Raw genomic sequence first — 17200 nt, forward strand, 5'->3', positions numbered from 1 at the left:
AATTGTCCCGCGTGTCGCGGGACGGATCGGGAGATTTCCGCCGGTACCGTGGGCGGATCGCGTGAGGAGACCGGTCAACTCGGCACGATCTACCCCTGTGGTCTGGTGGAATCTAGAGCTGTGAGTGGTCAGACCTGGCGGTTGGTGCGACGTGGGGGCGGGGGAGCCGCTGCGGCCCCTGTGCTCGACCGTGACCAGCGTGCCGTGCTCGAACACCAGGGCGGTCCGCTCCTCGTCCTCGCCGGCCCCGGCACCGGCAAGACCACCACGATCGTCGAGGCCGTGGTCGATCGCATCGAGCGGCGCGGCGTCGACCCCGAGCGGGTCCTCATCCTCACCTTCAGCCGCAAGGCCGCCGAAGACCTCCGCCAGCGGGTGACGGCCAGGATGCGCCGCACCACCCGCACGCCGCTCGCGCTCACCTTCCACAGCTACGCCTACGCGCTGCTGCGCCGCGAGGCCGTCATGGAGGGCAGGCAGCCGCCGCGCCTGCTCACCGGACCCGAGCAGCTCCTCGAGATCCGCCGCCTCCTGCACGGCGAGCTGGAGGAGGGCGCCCCGTTCTGGCCCGAGTCGCTGCGCGAGGCGCTCAAGACGCGCGGCTTCGCCGAGGAACTGCGCGACTTCCTGGCCCGCGCGGGCGAGCGAGGGCTGGAGGCCGAGCGGCTGGTCGAGCTCGGCAGGCAGTACGGCAGGGCCGACTGGGTCGCCGCCGGACGCTTCTCCCAGCGCTACCAGGAACGCTTCGACCTCGACCCCGAGCTGTCGCTCGACTACGCCGAGCTGATCAGGGCGGCCGCCGCGCTGCTGGCCGACCCCTCGGTACGGCACCGCGAACGCTCGGCGTACGACGTGGTCTTCGTCGACGAGTACCAGGACACCGACCCGGCCCAGGAGCACCTGCTCAGGCACCTGGCCGGCGACGGCCGCGACCTCATCGCGGTCGGCGACCCCGACCAGTCGATCTACGGCTTCCGCGGGGCCGACGTCCACGGCATCCTCCGCTTCCCCGAGCGCTTCCGCGACCGCGCGGGCCGTCCCGCGCCCGTCGTGGCGCTGCGCGTCTCCCGCCGCAGCGGCGAGGACCTCCTCGCGGCCTCCCGCCGCGTGGCCGCCCGCCTGCCCGCCGCGCCCGCCCCCCAGCCGCCCACGGCCCCTCCAGACCCCTGGACCATCCCCACCGGCCCCACCCCACCCCCGAACACCCCGACCGCCTCCCCCGGACCCTCCGCTTCGGAGGCTCCGGCCGCCTCCCTCGGGTCTTCCGCTTCGGGGGCTCCGGCGGCCCCCCTCAGATCCTCGGCTTCAGGGGCTCCGGCGGCCCCCCTCGGGTTCTCGGCTTCGGAGGCGTCTGGGGTCCCTCACGGGTACGGGGTTTCCGACGTCGACCGAGGTGCCGCGCCCTCCGTCGGCGCCTCTCGGAGGTCCTCCGAGTCCACGGGCGTCCTCACCGACGCGCGGGGCGCCTCCGCGGCCTCCACCGTCGACGGCTCCGAGGGACAGGGGGAACGGCCCGCGCAGCGGACCTGGGAGCGTCCCGACAGGTTGAAGGCGCGCGGGCACAGGGACCTCGTTCCCGCTCCCGGCACCGACCAGGGAGAGGTGCGGGTCCTGCTGGCCGACAGCGTCAGCCAGGAGGCGGCCGTGGTGGCCGACACCCTGCGCAGGGCGCACCTCATCGAGGGCCTGCCATGGCACCGGATGGCGGTCCTGGTGCGGTCGGCCGAGCGGCAGGTGCCGTTGCTGCGGCGGGCTCTGGTGAGCGCGGGCGTCCCGACGATGGTGGCCGGTGACGAGGTGCCGCTGGCGCAGGAGCCCGGCGTCCGTCCTCTGCTCACCACTCTGCGCGTCGCCCTGACCCCGGCGGCGCTCGACGAGGCGGTGGCGGAGGAGCTGCTGACCGGCCCGTTCGGCGGCACCGACATGCTCGGGGTCCGCCGTCTCAGGCGCGCCCTCAAGATCGCGGAAAACGAGGCCACCCAGAACCCCGGCCCCCGCCCCGCGGATGTCGAGGACGAGGGGAGTCCCTCGGCAGTCGAGGGAGAGGGGGGTCCGTCGGGAGTCGAGGGCCAGGAGACACTCTCGGGCCCTGAGGGCGAGAAGCCTTCGGAAGTCGAGGACGAGGAGACATCCTCGGGTCCTGAGGGCGAGGGGAGGCCTTCGGAAGTCGAGGACGAGGAGACATCCTCGGGTCCTGGGGGCGCGGAGAGTCCCTCGGAAGTCGAGGACGAGGAGGCTCCCTCGGGCCCTGAGGGCGCCAACGCTCTTTCGGATCTCGCGGGCGAGGAGACTTCCAGGACCGGCGGGGCTTCCAGGACCGAGGCGTCGGCCTTCGCCAATGCACCGGACGAGACGACACCCTCCGCGGGCGGCGTGGCGACGGCCTCCGCGGGTGAGGCGATCTCTCCAGGCGGCGAGACGAACCGTGAGGCGGTCCGGCACGAGGAGGAGGGCGGTCGCGGATATCGGGCGGAGTTGCCGCGTTCCTCGGGAGAGTTGCTGATCGCCGCGCTCAGGGACGCCAGGGAACTGGTCAGGATCGAGCCGCACATCGCCGTCCCGGCCGAACGCGTGGCCAAGCTCATCGCCACCGCCCGCGAAGCCGTCCAGGCCGGTGGCACCGCCGAGGACGTCATCTGGGCGGTGTGGCAGGCCAGCGGCCTGGCCGAGCGCTGGACCGACCTCAGCCTCGCGGGCGGCGCCAGGGGGGCGCAGGCCGACAGGGATCTCGACGCGGTCGTGGCGCTGTTCGACTACGCGGCCAGGTTCGTGGACAGGATGCCGAAGGCGGGTCCCGAGGTGTTCCTGGAGGATCTGTCCTCGCAGGAGATCCCCGGCGACACGCTGGCCGAGCGGGCCCCCGACGGCGACGCCGTGCGGGTGCTCACCGCCCACCGCGCCAAGGGCCTGGAGTGGGATCTGGTGATCGTCGCAGGGGTGCAGGAAGGCGTGTGGCCTGACATCAGGCTGAAGGGCTCCCTGCTGGGCATCGACGAGCTGGTCGAGCTGGCCGAGGGCGCGCCGCTCGACTTCACCGACGCGACCGCCGCCGCACTGGCCGCCAAGCAGCTGGCCGAGGAGCGCCGCCTGTTCTACGTGGCCGCCACCAGGGCCAGGAAGCGGCTCGTCGTCACCGCCGTGGGAGGGGAGGACGCCGACGAGCGTCCTTCGCGGTTCCTCTCGGAGCTGATGCCGGGCGCGGTGGAGGAGGCGACGGTCGACGACCACGCCAGGTGGCTGAACCTGTCGGCGCTGGTCGCCGATCTGCGCAGCGTGGTCACCGACGCCTCGCAGCCCGAGACCATGCGGAAGAAGGCGGCCGAGCACCTGGCCCGCCTGGCCCGGCAGGGCGTGAGGGGCGCGCACCCGAGCGAGTGGTACGCCCTCACGGAGCTCTCCGACGACCGTCCGCTGAGCTGGCCCGACGGCATCGTCCGCATCTCGCCCTCGTCGGTGGAGAGCTTCACCAAGTGCGGCCTGCGCTGGCTGCTGGAGACCGCGGTCGGCGCGGCGGGCACGAGCTCGGCGCAGGGGCTCGGCACGGTCGTCCACGCGTTGGCCGTCCTGGCCACCGAGGACCTGGCCAGCGAGGAGCTGCTCGGCAAGCGCCTCGACGACATCTGGACCGAGCTCGACTTCGGCGGCGTGTGGTTCAACCGCAAGCAGCGCAAAGTCGCCGAGCAGATGATCGCCAGGTTCATGAGGTGGCAGGAGGACAACGGCCGCACCCTGGTCGCCACCGAGGAGTCGTTCGTCGCGACCGTCTCGGAGGGGGTGCAGATCAAGGGCCGCGTCGACAGGGTGGAACGCGACGAGGACGGCAGGGCGTTCATCATCGACCTCAAGACCGGCACCTCCAAGCCCAGGCCCGACGAGCTCGACCGCCATCCGCAGCTGGGCGTCTACCAGCTCGCGGTGCTGCTCGACGCCTTCAAGCGGCACGGCCTCAGCGAGCCGGGAGGCGCCGCGCTGGTCCAGGTCGGCAAGGCGGCGGGCAAGGACGCCAAGGAGCAGGCCCAGCCGCCGCTCGACCAGGCCGACAACTGGGCCAGGGACATGGTCGACACCGTCGCCGTCGGCATGTCCGGGCCGTTCTTCCAGGCGAAGGTCAACGACGGCTGCCGCACCTGCGCGGCCAGGGCGAGCTGCCCTGTCAACGACAACGGGGGTCAGGTGTGCTGACCCCCGTCGAGCTGGCCGGCAAGCTCGGCATCAGGCCGCCCACCCCCGAGCAGGCCGTGGTCATCGAGGCCCCGCTGGAGCCCATGGTCGTCATGGCCGGCGCGGGCTCGGGCAAGAGCGAGACGATGGCGGGCAGGGTCGTGTGGCTGGTGGCCAACGGCCTGGCCAAGCCCGAACGCATCCTCGGCCTCACCTTCACCCGCAAGGCCGCAGCCGAGCTGTCCCACCGGGTGAGAGAGCGGCTGAACGGCCTGGCCGAGGCGGGGCTGGTCCCCTCGCAGCTCCTCGACAACGAGCCGACGGTCTCCACCTACCACGCCTACGCCGCCCGCCTGGTCACCGACCACGCCGTCCGCGAGGCGCTCGAGCCGACCATGCGCCTGGTCACCCCTGCCGTGGCCTGGCAGCTGGCGAGCAGGGTGGTGGCGATGTACGACGGGCCGATGGACAGGATCGAGCTGGGCCCTCCCTCGGTCACCGCCGCCGTCCTCGAGCTGGCGGGCGAGCTGTCGGAGCACCTGCGCTCGGCGCAGGACGTCAGGAGGCTGGGCGAGTGGCTGCGCGGCAAGGCGGCCGAGGCGGCCACGGTGCGCCAGCGCAAGCCGCTGGCCGTCCAGGACGCCCGCGAGCAGCTGCTCCCGCTGGTGGAGGCCTACGAGCGGCTCAAGCGCGCCCGCGAGGTCATCGACTACGGCGACCAGATGTCGCTGGCCGCCCGCATCGCGGCCAACCACCCTGACGTGGGCCGCATCGAGCGCTCCCGTTTCTCGGTGGTGCTGCTCGACGAGTACCAGGACACCAGCCACGCCCAGCTGGTGCTGCTGCGCAGCCTGTACGGCAACGGCCACCCCGTCACCGCCGTGGGCGACCCCTGCCAGTCGATCTACGGCTGGCGCGGCGCCTCGTCGGGCAACCTGCGGCGCTTCGTCACCGACTTCCGCACCGCGAAGGGCGACCGGGCCCCCGTCAGGCAGCTCAGCGTCAGCTTCCGCAACGGCGACCGCGTCCTCGACGTGGCCGCGCGCATCCAGCTCCCACTGCGCATGGAGGCCCGCGAGGTGCCCGTCCTCGTGCCTGGGCCCAACCGCGTCGACAGGGGCCGCATCACCTGCGCCTTCCACGAGACCGCCGAGGACGAGGCCAGGTGGGTCGCCGACCAGGTCAAGCGGGCCCTCGGCCAGGAGCTTGCTCCTGACGGCATGCCGTGGGGCGACGGCGAGCGCAAGAAGACGCTCGCCGTCCAGCCGCAGGACGTCGCGGTGCTCGCGCGCAAGCGGTCGCAGTTCCCCGCGCTGCGCAGAGCGCTCGAAGAGCGCGACATCCCGGTCGAGGTGGTGGGTCTGGGCGGCCTGCTGACCGTGCCGGAGGTCAGCGACCTCGTGGCCACGCTCAGGGTGCTCTACGACGCCGGCGCGGGCGACGCCCTCGCCAGGCTGCTGGCTGGGCCGCGCTGGCGGATCGGCCCCGCCGACCTGCGGCAGCTGGGGGAGTTCGCCAGGGAGCTCAACCGCGAGCTGCGCGAGGGCGCGGAGCGTTCCTCCGACCCGCTGGACCAGGCCGTCTCCGACCTGGCGGAGGAGCGTGGCAGCCTCGTGGACGCCCTGGACGAGCTGCCGGACAGGGAGGAGTGGCTCGACGCCTTCTCCCCGCTGGCCAGGACCAGGATGGTCGCGCTCGCCCAGGAGCTGCGCCACCTGCGCGCCCACACGCACCAGCCGCTGCCCGACCTGATCAGCGAGGCCGAGCGCCGCATGGGCCTCGACATCGAGGTGGCGGCCAGATCGGGCACGGCGGGCGCGGTGGCCGCCCGCGCCGACCTCGACGCCTTCCTCGACGCTGCCTCCCGCTTCGCCGGCGACTCGGAGGACCCGACGCTCGGCGCCTTCCTGGCCTACCTGGAGGCGGCCGAGAGCGAGGAGTTCGGCCTCGAGGCGGGCAGGGTCGGCGAGAGCAACAGCGTGAAACTGATGACCGTGCACGCCTCCAAGGGGCTGGAGTGGCCGATCGTCGTCGTGCCTGGGCTGTCGCAGCTGCTGAGCAGGAACGGCATCACCAAGGGCAGCATCTTCCCCGCCACGCCCGTCACCAACAGCCGATGGACCGACAACCCGCGCAAGCTGCCCTACGCGCTGCGCGGCGACGCCGCCGACCTGCCCCGCCTGACCGGGCTGACCAAGGACGAGCTGGCTGACTTCGACGAGCGCTGCCGCGAGCGCGACCTGACGGAGGAGCGCCGCCTGGCCTACGTCGCCGTGACCCGCGCCCACTACCACCTCATCGCCTCCGGCTACCGCTGGGGCACCGCCTCCAAGCCGCTCGACCCCTCGGACTTCCTGCTGGAGATCCGCGACACGTGCGGCACGGCCGTGGTGTGGGCCGCCGAGCCTGACGAGGGCGCCACCAACCCGCTGCTCGCCGAGCCGGCCGAGGCGCGGTGGCCCCTCACCCCCGGAGGCGTCCGCCAGCAGGGAATCGAGGACGGCGCCCGCCTGGTGGAGGCGGCCCTGACGGGGGCGGAGAGCGCGGGAGAGGACGAGCCGCTCAGCGAGAGCGACGAGGAGCGGCTGCGCGCATGGGAGCGCGACACGGATCTGCTGCTGCGCGAGCGCGCCACCGGCCGCGGCAGGTCGAGGACCACGGTCGAGCTGCCCACCAAGCTGACCGTCTCATCCCTGGTCACGCTGGCGACCGACCCGGGCGCGCTGGCCCGCAGGATCCGCAGGCCCGTCCCCACCCAGCCCGCGCCGCTCGCCAGACGCGGCACCTCCTTCCACAAGTGGCTGGAGTCGCGGTGGGGTCAGCAGCGGCTCATCGACGACTTCGAGCTGCCCGGCGCCTTCGACGAGCCCGAGGAGATCGACGCCCGCCTCGCCGAGCTCCAGGAGCGCTTCGACGAGAGCGAGTGGTCGGGGCGCGAGCCGCTCGACCTCGAGGTCCCGTTCGAGACGATGATCGCCGACCGGCTCGTGCGGGGCAGGATGGACGCCGTCTTCGAGCGCGAGGACGGCTCCTACGAGGTGGTCGACTGGAAGACGGGGCGCCCGCCCACCGGCAAGGCGGCCAGGGGCGCGGCCGTCCAGCTGGCCGCCTACCGGCTGGCCTGGTCGCACCTGGCGGGGGTGCCGCTGGAGCGGGTCGGCGCGGCCTTCCACTACGTGCGGTTCAACCAGACCGTCAGACCCGTCGACCTGCTCGACGAGGAGGGGCTGGTCGCGTTGATCGAGTCGATCCCTAGGTCAGGTAGTGGAAAGCGGGCTTCGGGTGCATGAGGAAGTCGTGGTGGGAGATGTTCCACGCGTAGGCGCCCGCCATGGCGAACACGACGGTGTCGCCCACCCTGATCGAGGTCCTGACCTCGCCGGCCAGCACGTCCTTGGGCGTGCAGAGCTGGCCCACGATCGTCACGGGGGTGTCCTCGACGCCGGGGCCCGACCCCGTCGGCAGCACGGTGAACGGTTGCGAGTGGCCCTTGGTGGCGGGCGTGCGCAGGTGGTGGGTGCCGCCGTGGACGATCGCGAAGGCCGCGCCGTGCACCCGCCGTACGTCGATCACCCTGGTCACGTAGAAGCCGCAGTAGACGGTCAGCGCGCGGCCAGGCTCGATGCGGACCACCTGGCCAGGACGGCGTAGCGCGTTCAGCCCCCTGCCGTAGGCACTCCAGTCGAAGCGGCGCTCAGGAGCGGTGTAGGAGACGGCCATGCCGCCGCCGACGTTGACCTCCTCGTCGTGCTGGGCGAGCAGCACGGAGGCGAGGTCGAGCAGCGCGGGCGCCTCCAGGCCGCTGGCCAGGTGGGCGTGCACGCCGCGCAGCCGTACCCGCTCGGTGAACAGCGGCAGGCACTCGGCCAGGCCGTGGGCGTCCATGCCGAAGGGGCCGCTCATGGTCAGGGCGGCGCCCGCGGTCTCCAGCGGGAGGTTCAGCCGCAGGAGCACGTCGGCCCGCGACCGCAGAGCGAGCAGGCGCCGCAGTTCGTAGGGGGACTCGACGTGCAGACGGTGGGCGGGCAGGCACAGCTCGGCGTCCGTCTTGCCCGGCCCTCCAACGGCCAGCCGCGCCCCCGGCAGGACCGCGCCGACGTGCGCGTGCTCGCCCGCCGACGACACCTCGAAGCCGTCCACATGGGCCGCGAGCACCCGCAGGAGCTCGGGGTCGGGGTTGGCCTTCACCGCGTAGTAGAGCTCGACGCCAGGCAGCGCCGCGCGTACGGCGGCGGCGTGCGCGTCCAGCGCCGCCAGGTCGTAGACGAAGGCGGGAGCCTCCAGACGGGAGGCGATCTCGGCGATCATGCGAACGGGTTGGCGATCGGCACGTAGCCCGCGCTCCTGTCGGCGCCGCGGGCCCATCGGACGCTCAGATTGGCCTTGGCCGGCAGCGGAGCGCCCGCCAGCAGGTCCGACAGCGGCAGCGGCCAGCCGGTCGCCGCGCCGTACTCCTCGAGGATCTCCCTGGCCACCGTCCAGAGCTCGCGCAGCGCGGCGTCCGACAGCGCGAGCGTGGCGGCGATCTCGGTGAGGTGGTTGACCATCAGGCAGTAGACCACCCTGGCCCAGCCGCGGGAGGCGTCGTAGGTGAGCGCCTCTGCGACCCTGGGGTGCAGCTCCGACAGGTCGTGGCCGACCAGCTTGGTGCCCTCGAGGTCGCGGAAGATCGCCTCGACGGGCCGCCCGGCCGAGTCGAGGCAGATGAGCACGTTCTGCAGGTGGGGTTCGAGGACGACGCCGTGGGTGAGGTAGGCGTCGAGCACCGGCAGCGCGACGGCCCGCACGTACGCGGCCCACCAGGAGACGGGGTCGGCGGGGGTGGCCGCGCAGGCCAGCGCCCCCGCCAGCACGGGCGTGAGACCCGGCGAGCACACCGACCACGGGCTGGCCCGCACGATCACGCCCAGCCCCTCGAGGAGCCTGGTGTCGAGCGCCGCCGAGCGGTAGCCGGGCTCGGGCAGCCAGCGGGTGCCGGGGAAGCTCGCGGAGACCGCCTCGAAGACCGGCGCCAGCCGTTCGGTCAGCGCGACCGCCCCGGCCAGCTCGTACCACGCGTTCTTGCGGACGCAGTTGGTGATGCGCACGTCCAGGCTGAACTTCAGGCAGCTGCCGCTCGAGGGGTCGTAGACCGTCCTGACCGACGAGGTCGGCCAGACGACGGGCCCCTCGCCCAGGTCGATCAGCCGGTCGTCGAGGTGGGGGCGCAGCAGGTCGAGCTGCCACGGGTGGGCGGGCAGCAGCGCGTACCCCTGCGGCGCGACGCCCGCCAGGTCGAGCGCCGAGGCGTCCCCCTCCTGTGCCAGCACGTCCTGCCGCACGCCGAGCAGCCGCAGCGGGAAGGAGGCGTGCGCCTCGGGCGCGTAACGCAGCCACTGCTCGCCGTCGCGCGCCTTGGGCGAGGGGTGGAAGGGGTGGCCGAGGACGAGCGCCTGCTCCGAGGCCAGCCACGGGTCGTTGGGCGGCGTGGCCGAGGCCCGCGCCCGCAGGATGGCCGCCAGCGCCTGCCTGCTGGCCGCCACCTGGCCGGCGAACTCCGGGTTGTGCCCGTCGAGCTCGGACTCTGCCAGTCGTACCAGCTCGTCGGCGGTCAGCGGCACCCACGCGCCGAACTCCAGGCGCTCGACCTGCCCCTCGAACCTCAGCGCCGCGCCGCCGCCCGTGCGCGCCCTGATGAGCGTGTCCGCCACCGTCAGCAGCAGGTACGGCGAGGCGGGCCACACGTGCCCGCGAGGCCCCGCAACCTCCCGCACACAGCAGCGCAGCAGGGCGGAAAGGGTGGCCTCCTCGGCGATCGCGGCGGGCGGATCGAGGACAAGGCTTCGCATCAAGCGCTCCTCAGGAGGGACTAATGGGAAAGGTGCCAAGTGGACTGCCACTACGGTCCTGACCCGGCACGACATTGGGGTGGCAGGCCAACGAGCAGGTTTCCCGTTAGGTAAGGGACCCTCAGGTAGTTGGGGCCGCTGGTGCCGTAGAACTTGTTGATGTCACGCGCGCCCGACCGCTCCTTGGCCACGAGCGTCCCCGCGGTGATCATCGACTTGCCGGTCAGCCTGGCGGCCTCCAGCGTGCGGGCGCGCAGCAGTCTGGCCATCGGGTCGTCGCCGTGCTCGTCCAGCGCCGCCTCCAGGCAGGAGCGCACCAGCGCGGCGGCGCGCTCGGCGGGCAGCGCGCCGAAGGCGATCGAGGCGGCGGCCAGGTGGAGGGTGATCGTGACGAACACGTCGGCCAGGGCGTGCGGGTCGTCGGTCAGCATCCGCTCGTCGGCGAAGGCGGGCGGCTCGATGCCCGCCGCGGCCAGCCTGGCGGGCGAGGCCAGCAGGCCGTCGTTGTCCTTGACCAGGAGCTTCAGCCGGTCGCGTCCGGTCAGGACGAGCGCGAGGTTCTGCTGGTGGGCCTCCAGCGCCACGCCGTACCTGACGAACAGCCGCACGTTCCAGCGCAGCAGCGTCCGCAGGTAGCGGGTGACCAGGCCCTCCACGTCGCCCAGCTCGGCCCGCACCTCGGGGACGCTCAGCGCCGCGACGGGGATGATCCGCCCCTCGGGCAGGCGGCGCAGCATCCAGCCGAGGTACTCGTCCCCGGCGTGCGCGTAGGTCTGCTCGTCGGCGAGCAGGATGTCGGGGTCGGCCAGCCTGCGCAGCAGCAGCTCGGCGGCGGCGCCGTCGGCGAGCGTCGCGGGTTTGATCGAGCGGCGGTTGCGGCGCCCGAGGGTGGTGGTGGGCAGCGGCAGCTTCAGCTGGGTGCGCGCGTCGAGCTGCACCGTCCGCATCGAGAGCGTCGGCCTGACCGTCAGCCGCGGCCCCTGCGCGACCTGGACCCCTTCGAGCTTGGGCAGCGTCAGCGGATGCACGGGGAAGAGCCCCTCGGGACCCCAGTGCGCGGCCGCCCCCTGGACCCGCTCGGCGGGGACACGGACCCACCGCAGGTCGAAGGAGGGCGCGAACTCGGGCGCGTAGGCGAGCAGCTCCTCGTCGGACAGTCCGGCGCGGGCCCTGGCCGTCGGATAGATCGGATGGTCGACGAGGGCGGCCAGCGACTCGTAGTCGGCCAGCTCGCGGCCCCTGATCAGCGGCCTGTGCTCGTCGAGCAGTTCGAGGGCGTGCAGCGCCTCGACGCACTCGTCGAAGAAGGCGGCCACGCCGTCGGAGTCCTCGGGGTCGGCGATCTCCTGCAGGGTGTTGAGCACCTGCTCCAGGCCGAGCAGCTCGCCCTCGGCCACCACGAAGTCCTGGAAGAGCTGGCCGGGCGCCAGCCGTACCCGCCTGCCGTCGGCCAGCAGCAGGGCCACACCCTCCTTGCTCCTGGTCACCCGCTTGGACAGGTCTCCGTAGTCCTCCCTCAGCAGCGCGTCGAGGACCCTCTTGGCGAGGTACGGCTCGCGCGGCCTCATGCGATCACCCACGGATGCCGCTCCTGGAAGGCGGTGACGGCCCGCCGGACGCCCTCGGCTGAGGGCCCGACGGCTCTGATCACGCCGAGATAGTCGCGGTTGGTGTGCGTCAGCTCCACCCTGTCACCCACCTTCCTGAGCGGCCTGTGCCACAACCCGTCGCCCTCGACCTGGGGCGGCGCCTCGGTGATCACGCCCGAGCGGTCGGCGACGACGCTCACCGCGCACCCGTGCCCCGACGTGGCGGGCGGCTCGGGCACGGGCTCGCCCATATGGACCCTGAGGATCCACTCGAACAGCGGCACTCCCAGGATGTCGGCGAGCAGGAAGTCGCAGTGATCGCCGATCGCCCGGTAGTTCACCTCGATGATCCTCGGCCCCTTGTCCGTGACCACGTACTCGGTGTGGCAGGCGCCGAACCCCACGCCCAGTGCCTGCAGCGCGCGCAGGACGTGCTCGTCCGCGCTCGGCGCCCAGTCGAGGCGCTCCTCCACGAAGTGCGGCAGCGGCCCGAGCGTGGTCGCGAAGCCGCCGAGCACGCGTGTCGTCTCGCCGTCGCCCAGGGTCTCCATGGTGCGCAGCGGGCCCTCCAGATACTCCTCCACGACCAGCGGCAGGTCGCGCATCCGCGCGACCGCCCGCTCCAGGTCGCGTTCGACCAGCGTCACGTTCTCGCTGGCCACCCCTTCGCGCGGCTTGACCACCACCGGGTACGGCACGTCGGCGGGCACGGGGTCGCCGGGGGCCAGCCGTACCGACCAGACGCGCTCGACGCCCGCCTCCGCCAGTCTCCTGCGGGTCAGGGACTTGTTCTTGGCCGCGAGGCAGGCCCGCCAGTCCTTGCCGGGCAGCCCGAAGTACTCCGCCGCCAGCGCGGTCTCGACCTGCAGGTGGTCGGAGTTGGAGAAGACGGCGTCGGGCCTGTGGTGGTGGGCGATCGTGTCGATGACCGCGCGCGGATCCCACACGTCGCACCCGATGGCGTCGGGGTGCTGCTCGGGCCGGTCGCTCAGGATGGTGACCTCACAGCCCAGCGCCCGGGCGGCGGGCAGGAAACCGTCGGTCACCGAGTCGGTCGGCTTGGCAGCGGTCAGGTAGAGCCGCAACGCGTGACACCCCCGGATCAGGTAAGGCTAACCTAACTCGGCAGATCCTAGCGTGGTAGAGATCATCATGCGGCACGGACAGCGTAATGACCCTGTATGAGAGTCTTCTCATCTTCCCCTCATCGTGGGCTCCCCGCCGACCGTCAGGCTGGCGGCCATGAGCCGTAAGACCTCGCTCGCCCTGGCCCTCGTCGCGCTCGCCCTCGCCGGGCTGGCCGCCCTCGTGGTCGGCGCCGTCAGCAACGCCGAGCCCGACCTGGGCGACGCGATCGTGGTCACCCCGCGCTCCACACCGACACCCTCGGCCGGCCGCACTCCCTCGCCCGCCTCGTCGCCGGTGATGACGCGGACAGAGCGCGCGGAACCCGTCAAACCGCCTCCTCCGAGTAGAGGCGGGGACGACGACAATGAAGACGATGACGACGACTGAGCAGGTGGGATGAGCGCACGAGCCCGCATCGTGGGCTGGATGCTGGTGGTGGTCGGCCTGGCCCTCGGGGTCTCCCTCTTCTCGGTCTGGACGGTGCTCCAGGCCAGGGTGGACGACAGGGTCCACGCCGAGCTCGACAACGAGGCCGACAAGCTGCGCCAGTACGTCAAGGGCCGCCCCGAGCGCGACGTCGCCGCCCTGCTCACCAGATACCTGGAGGTCAGCGTCCCCGACAGGTGGGAGACGTTCTTCACCATCGTCGACGGCCGCGCCGACCTGCGCACCGGCCTGGTCCGCCCGATCATCGACACCGACGACAAGCTGGTCGGACGGCTCGCCGCGGCCACCGAGCCGACCGTCGACTGGGCGGAGACCTCGGCGGGCACCGTCCGCTACGCCGTCATCCCCGTCCGCGTCGAGGGCGACCGTTCGCGCGGCCACTTCGTCGCCGCCATCTTCTACGACCGCCACCGTGAGGAGGTGGCCGACGCCGTCGGCGTGCTCGGCGCGGCCTCGCTGGCCGCCCTCGCGATCGCGGGCGCCGCCGGCTGGGTGGTCGCCGGCCGGGTGCTCGCCCCCGTCAGGCTGGTACGGCAGGCCGCCGAGCGCATCGGCGACTCCTCCGACCTCACCAGGCGGCTCGACGTGACGGGCAACGACGACGTGGCCGCCCTCGCCCGCACCTTCAACCACATGCTCGACCGCCTCGAACGGGCCTTCGCCGTCCAGCGGGAGTTCGTCGACGACGCGGGGCACGAGCTGCGCACCCCGATCACCGTCATCCGCGGCCACCTCGACCTCATGGGCGACGACCCCGACGACAGGGCGGAGACCCTCGCCCTGGTCACCGACGAGCTGGCCCGCATGAACAGGATCGTCGACGACCTGCTCACCCTGGCCAAGGCGGAGCAGCCCGGATTCCTCGCCCTCGGGGAGGTCGAGATCGCCGACCTGACCGTCAGCGTGATCGCCAAGGCCAGGGCGCTCGGCGAGCGCGCGTGGCGGGTGGAGGAGGTCGCCGACGCGCGCGTCGTCGCCGATCGGCAGCGGCTGACGCAGGCGCTCATGCAGCTGGCCGCCAACGCCGTACGGCACACGGGGGAAGGCGACCTGGTCGCCTCGGGCTCGGCGGTCGTGGACGGCGCGATCCGGCTCTGGGTGCGCGACGGAGGCCAGGGCGTGCGGTCTGAGGACAGGGAGCGGATCTTCCAGCGGTTCGTCCGCGCCGGCAGCCGCTCCCACGAGGGGGCCGGGCTCGGCCTCGCGATCGTCCGCTCCATCGCCGAGGCGCACGGCGGCCGCGCATGGGCCGAGGACGGCTCCCGTTTCGTGATCGAACTCCCCTTCCGAGAGGCGCCCGCATGAACCGCATCCTGATCGCCGAGGACGAGCGCCGCATCGCCGCGTTCCTGGAGAAGGGCCTGCGGGTCAACGGGTTCGTCACGACGGTGGTGGCCGACGGCGAGAGCGCCTACGATCACGCCCGCAGCGGCTCCTTCGACCTGATGGTGCTCGACATCGGGCTGCCGCTCAGCGACGGGTTCACCGTGCTGCGACGCCTCCGCGAGGCCAGGGTCTCGCTGCCCGTCATCATCCTGACCGCCCGCGACAGCGTCGCCGACACCGTGGCAGGGCTGGAGGGCGGCGCCGACGACTACATCCGCAAGCCCTTCGCCTTCGAGGAGCTGCTGGCCAGGGTGCGGCTGCGGCTGCGCGCCGACAGGGTGCCCGAGGTGACCGTGCTGAGGGCGGGACAGCTCTCCCTCGACCTGCGCAGCCGCAGAGCCTACGTCGCGGGGGAGCCCGTGGAGCTGTCGGCCAAGGAGTTCGCCCTCGCGGAGGTCTTCTTCCGCCACCCCGACCAGGTGCTGACCCGGCAGCAGCTGCTCAGCCACGTGTGGGGGTTCGACTTCGACCCCGGTTCCAACGTCGTCGACGTCTACGTCCGCTACCTCCGTCGCAAGATCGGCGCCGAGCACATCGAGACGCTGCGCGGCGCGGGGTACCGCCTGCGGGCGGGATGAGAGCGCTCTAACGGCCGGCTCATGGAGGGGCCACCGGGGGTTCGGAGGCTGGAGTCAGCCGCGCACGAGACGCGGAACAGGACACCAGGAGTTGGACATGGACCTCAGGCGGATCCTCCTCGCCATCGCTGTGACGTGCGGGCTCGGCGCCGGGGGAGCGGCACTGAACGCCGCTCCCGCCCACGCCGCTCCCGGCGCCGCTCCCACCACCGTCACGGCCGCCGACGACGACAGTGACGGCGACGGTGACGATGACGGCGACGGCGACAGGGACGACAGGGGTGAAAGCGGCTCTCGCGGGGACGACGACCGCGTCCCTCGGGGCGGCGTCGAGACCGGCGGGGGCGCCCTTCAGGACGACGACGATGACGACCACCCCAGCGGCGGGGTCGACACCGGAGCGGGCGGCCTCACGCGCGACGACGACGATGACACTCCGAGCGGCGGGGTGAGCACGGGCCAGGGCGGCACCGCCCGGGACGACGATGACGACACCCCGCGTGGCGGGGTCGAGACCGGGGCCGGGGGCACGTCGGCGCAGCGGAGCACGACGCAGGCCGCCGACCCTGTCAGGCTGCGCATCCCCTCCATCGGACTGACCACCAAGATCATCGGTCTCAGGCTGGACCGCTCGGGCAAGCTCATCGCCCCCAAGCGCTACGACCTCACCGGATGGAACGTCGCGGGACCCGAGCCCGGCGAGCGCGGCGCGGCCGTGATCGCCGGTCACGTCGACTCCCGCACCGGACCCGCCGTCTTCCACGGCCTGCGCGACCTGAAGCCCGGCGCGAGGATTCACGTCGACAGGAAGGACGGCAGCACGGTCACCTTCCAGGTGCGCAGGCTCGCCGGCTACCCCAAGTCCCGCATCCCCGACACGCAGGTGTACGGCTCGACCGGCCGCCCCGAGCTCCGGCTCATCACCTGCGCGGGCACCTTCGACCAGAAGCGGCGAAGCTATCGCGACAACCTCGTGATCTTCGCCTCCTGACCACAGGGCCCCCTGGTGATCACTCACCAGGGGGCCCTGTGTCTCGTTAGGGGTAAGGGAGCGTCATAGGATGACATCCTGTTTCGGGGAGGAAAGTGCGCGTGGAGACGACGGCGGAAGAGCAACTCCTGGGGCCCCTGCTCCTCGCGCGAGGAACGATCGACAGATCGGCCCTGCTGCGCGGCGACTCCGGATGGCTCGCCCGCGCATGGGCGAACCCCTCCAGCAGGGTCCTGCTCGTCCACCAGGGACGCACGCTGGTCAGGCGCACAGGCGAACAGGTCGACGCGGTCCTCTCCACCACGGCCGACGCCCCCGAGGGCGAGCGCTTCCTGCTCGGCGTCGAGGACGACGTCGCCTACTTCGCGGTCACCGCGCCCCTGCCCGGCTTCGCCGACGCCGACGTCAACGGCAGGGTCGTCGCGCCGCTCGGCCTGCGCGACACCCCCGAGGGCGAGCCGTTCCCCGCAGGACTGCGCGAAGTTGGAGCGCTCCTGGGAGACCGCGACGCGGGCCTGCTCGTCTACGCCGTCGCGCTGGAGGCCTGGCACACCACGCACGAGTACTGCCCTCGCTGCGGCAGCCGTACGAGGGTCGAAGCCGGTGGACACATCCGCGTCTGCCCCGAGGACAACAGCCAGCACTTCCCGAGGGTGGACCCCGCGGTGATCATGCTGGTGCGCGACGAGCGCGACCGCTGCCTGCTCGCCAGAGGCCCTCAGTGGCCCGAGGGGCGGCTGTCGATCCTGGCCGGGTTCGTGGAGCCGGGGGAGTCGCTGGAGCACGCCGTGATCCGCGAGGTGGCCGAGGAGGTGGGCGTGAACGTCATCAACCCCCGCTACCTCGGCAGCCAGCCGTGGCCCTTTCCGCGCAGCCTCATGCTCGGCTTCTTCGCCGAGGCCACCTCGACCGAGATCACCTGCGATCTCGCGGAGATCGCCGAGGCCCGCTGGTTCACCCGCGCCGAGCTGCTGGCCGCCCTCCGCAGCGGTGAGGTAAGGCTGCCGCCGCCCGTCTCCATCGCCCGCCGCCTGATCGAGACCTGGTACGGCGACCACCTCACCGGCGACTGGTAGACCCGCCGAACGGTTT

The 17200-nt window shown here is 72.6% G+C and carries 11 protein-coding genes; 7 read left to right on the plus strand and 4 right to left on the minus strand.

Translation table 11 applies throughout. The features are described from left to right. Positions 1-180 precede the first annotated feature (180 nt). Entirely contained in the window at positions 181-4182 is a 4002-nt protein-coding gene (locus FHR33_RS50755) for a UvrD-helicase domain-containing protein (protein WP_312895812.1), read from the plus strand. After that, positions 4176-7451: an ATP-dependent helicase gene (locus FHR33_RS32115; protein ID WP_183655693.1), complete on the plus strand. Its 3276-nt coding sequence runs from the start codon at positions 4176-4178 to the stop codon at positions 7449-7451. The genes FHR33_RS50755 and FHR33_RS32115 overlap by 7 nt, the downstream gene beginning before the upstream one ends. Here FHR33_RS32115 and FHR33_RS32120 read toward each other — a convergent pair. The 4 genes from FHR33_RS32120 to FHR33_RS32135 are packed head-to-tail and all read right to left on the minus strand — an operon-like array spanning position 7414 to position 12663. Next, a complete protein-coding gene (locus FHR33_RS32120; protein WP_183655695.1) occupies positions 7414-8469 on the minus strand; it encodes a type III PLP-dependent enzyme domain-containing protein in 1056 nt (351 codons plus the stop codon). The two genes, FHR33_RS32115 and FHR33_RS32120, sit on opposite strands and share 38 nt — an antisense overlap. After that, complete coding sequence (locus tag FHR33_RS32125; protein WP_183655697.1) at positions 8466-9989, minus strand: IucA/IucC family protein; 1524 nt, start codon at positions 9987-9989, stop codon at positions 8466-8468. The genes FHR33_RS32120 and FHR33_RS32125 overlap by 4 nt, the downstream gene beginning before the upstream one ends. A gap of 50 nt (positions 9990-10039) precedes the next feature. Next, the gene (locus tag FHR33_RS32130) at positions 10040-11569 is read right to left on the minus strand and encodes an IucA/IucC family protein (protein ID WP_312895813.1); all 1530 of its coding nucleotides are present in this window, start codon (positions 11567-11569) and stop codon (positions 10040-10042) included. Continuing rightward, a complete protein-coding gene (locus tag FHR33_RS32135; RefSeq protein ID WP_183655700.1) occupies positions 11554-12663 on the minus strand; it encodes an ATP-grasp domain-containing protein in 1110 nt (369 codons plus the stop codon). The genes FHR33_RS32130 and FHR33_RS32135 overlap by 16 nt, the downstream gene beginning before the upstream one ends. Positions 12664-12820: 157 nt before the next feature. On the opposite strand from FHR33_RS32135, the gene FHR33_RS32140 reads away from it, so the two are divergent. The 5 genes from FHR33_RS32140 (at position 12821) to nudC (ending at position 17184) form a co-directional block, all read left to right on the plus strand. After that, positions 12821-13093 carry a hypothetical protein gene (locus FHR33_RS32140; RefSeq protein WP_183655702.1) on the plus strand — a complete coding sequence of 91 codons (273 nt, stop codon included), beginning with the start codon at positions 12821-12823 and terminating at the stop codon, positions 13091-13093. A gap of 9 nt (positions 13094-13102) precedes the next feature. Further along, positions 13103-14458, plus strand: coding sequence for a sensor histidine kinase (locus FHR33_RS32145; protein WP_183655704.1), 1356 nt, complete (start codon positions 13103-13105; stop codon positions 14456-14458). Next, positions 14455-15117 (plus strand): response regulator transcription factor, encoded by a 663-nt coding sequence (locus FHR33_RS32150; protein ID WP_183655706.1) that lies wholly within the window; start codon positions 14455-14457, stop codon positions 15115-15117. The genes FHR33_RS32145 and FHR33_RS32150 overlap by 4 nt, the downstream gene beginning before the upstream one ends. A 97-nt stretch (positions 15118-15214) precedes the next feature. Then, positions 15215-16108: a class F sortase gene (locus FHR33_RS49285; RefSeq protein ID WP_221241342.1), complete on the plus strand. Its 894-nt coding sequence runs from the start codon at positions 15215-15217 to the stop codon at positions 16106-16108. Between the two features lie 101 nt (positions 16109-16209). Next, positions 16210-17184, plus strand: coding sequence for an NAD(+) diphosphatase (gene nudC, locus FHR33_RS32160; protein WP_183655708.1), 975 nt, complete (start codon positions 16210-16212; stop codon positions 17182-17184). Positions 17185-17200 lie beyond the last annotated feature (16 nt).

The organism is Nonomuraea dietziae (assembly GCF_014195505.1).
Lineage (GTDB): Bacteria > Actinomycetota > Actinomycetes > Streptosporangiales > Streptosporangiaceae > Nonomuraea > Nonomuraea roseola.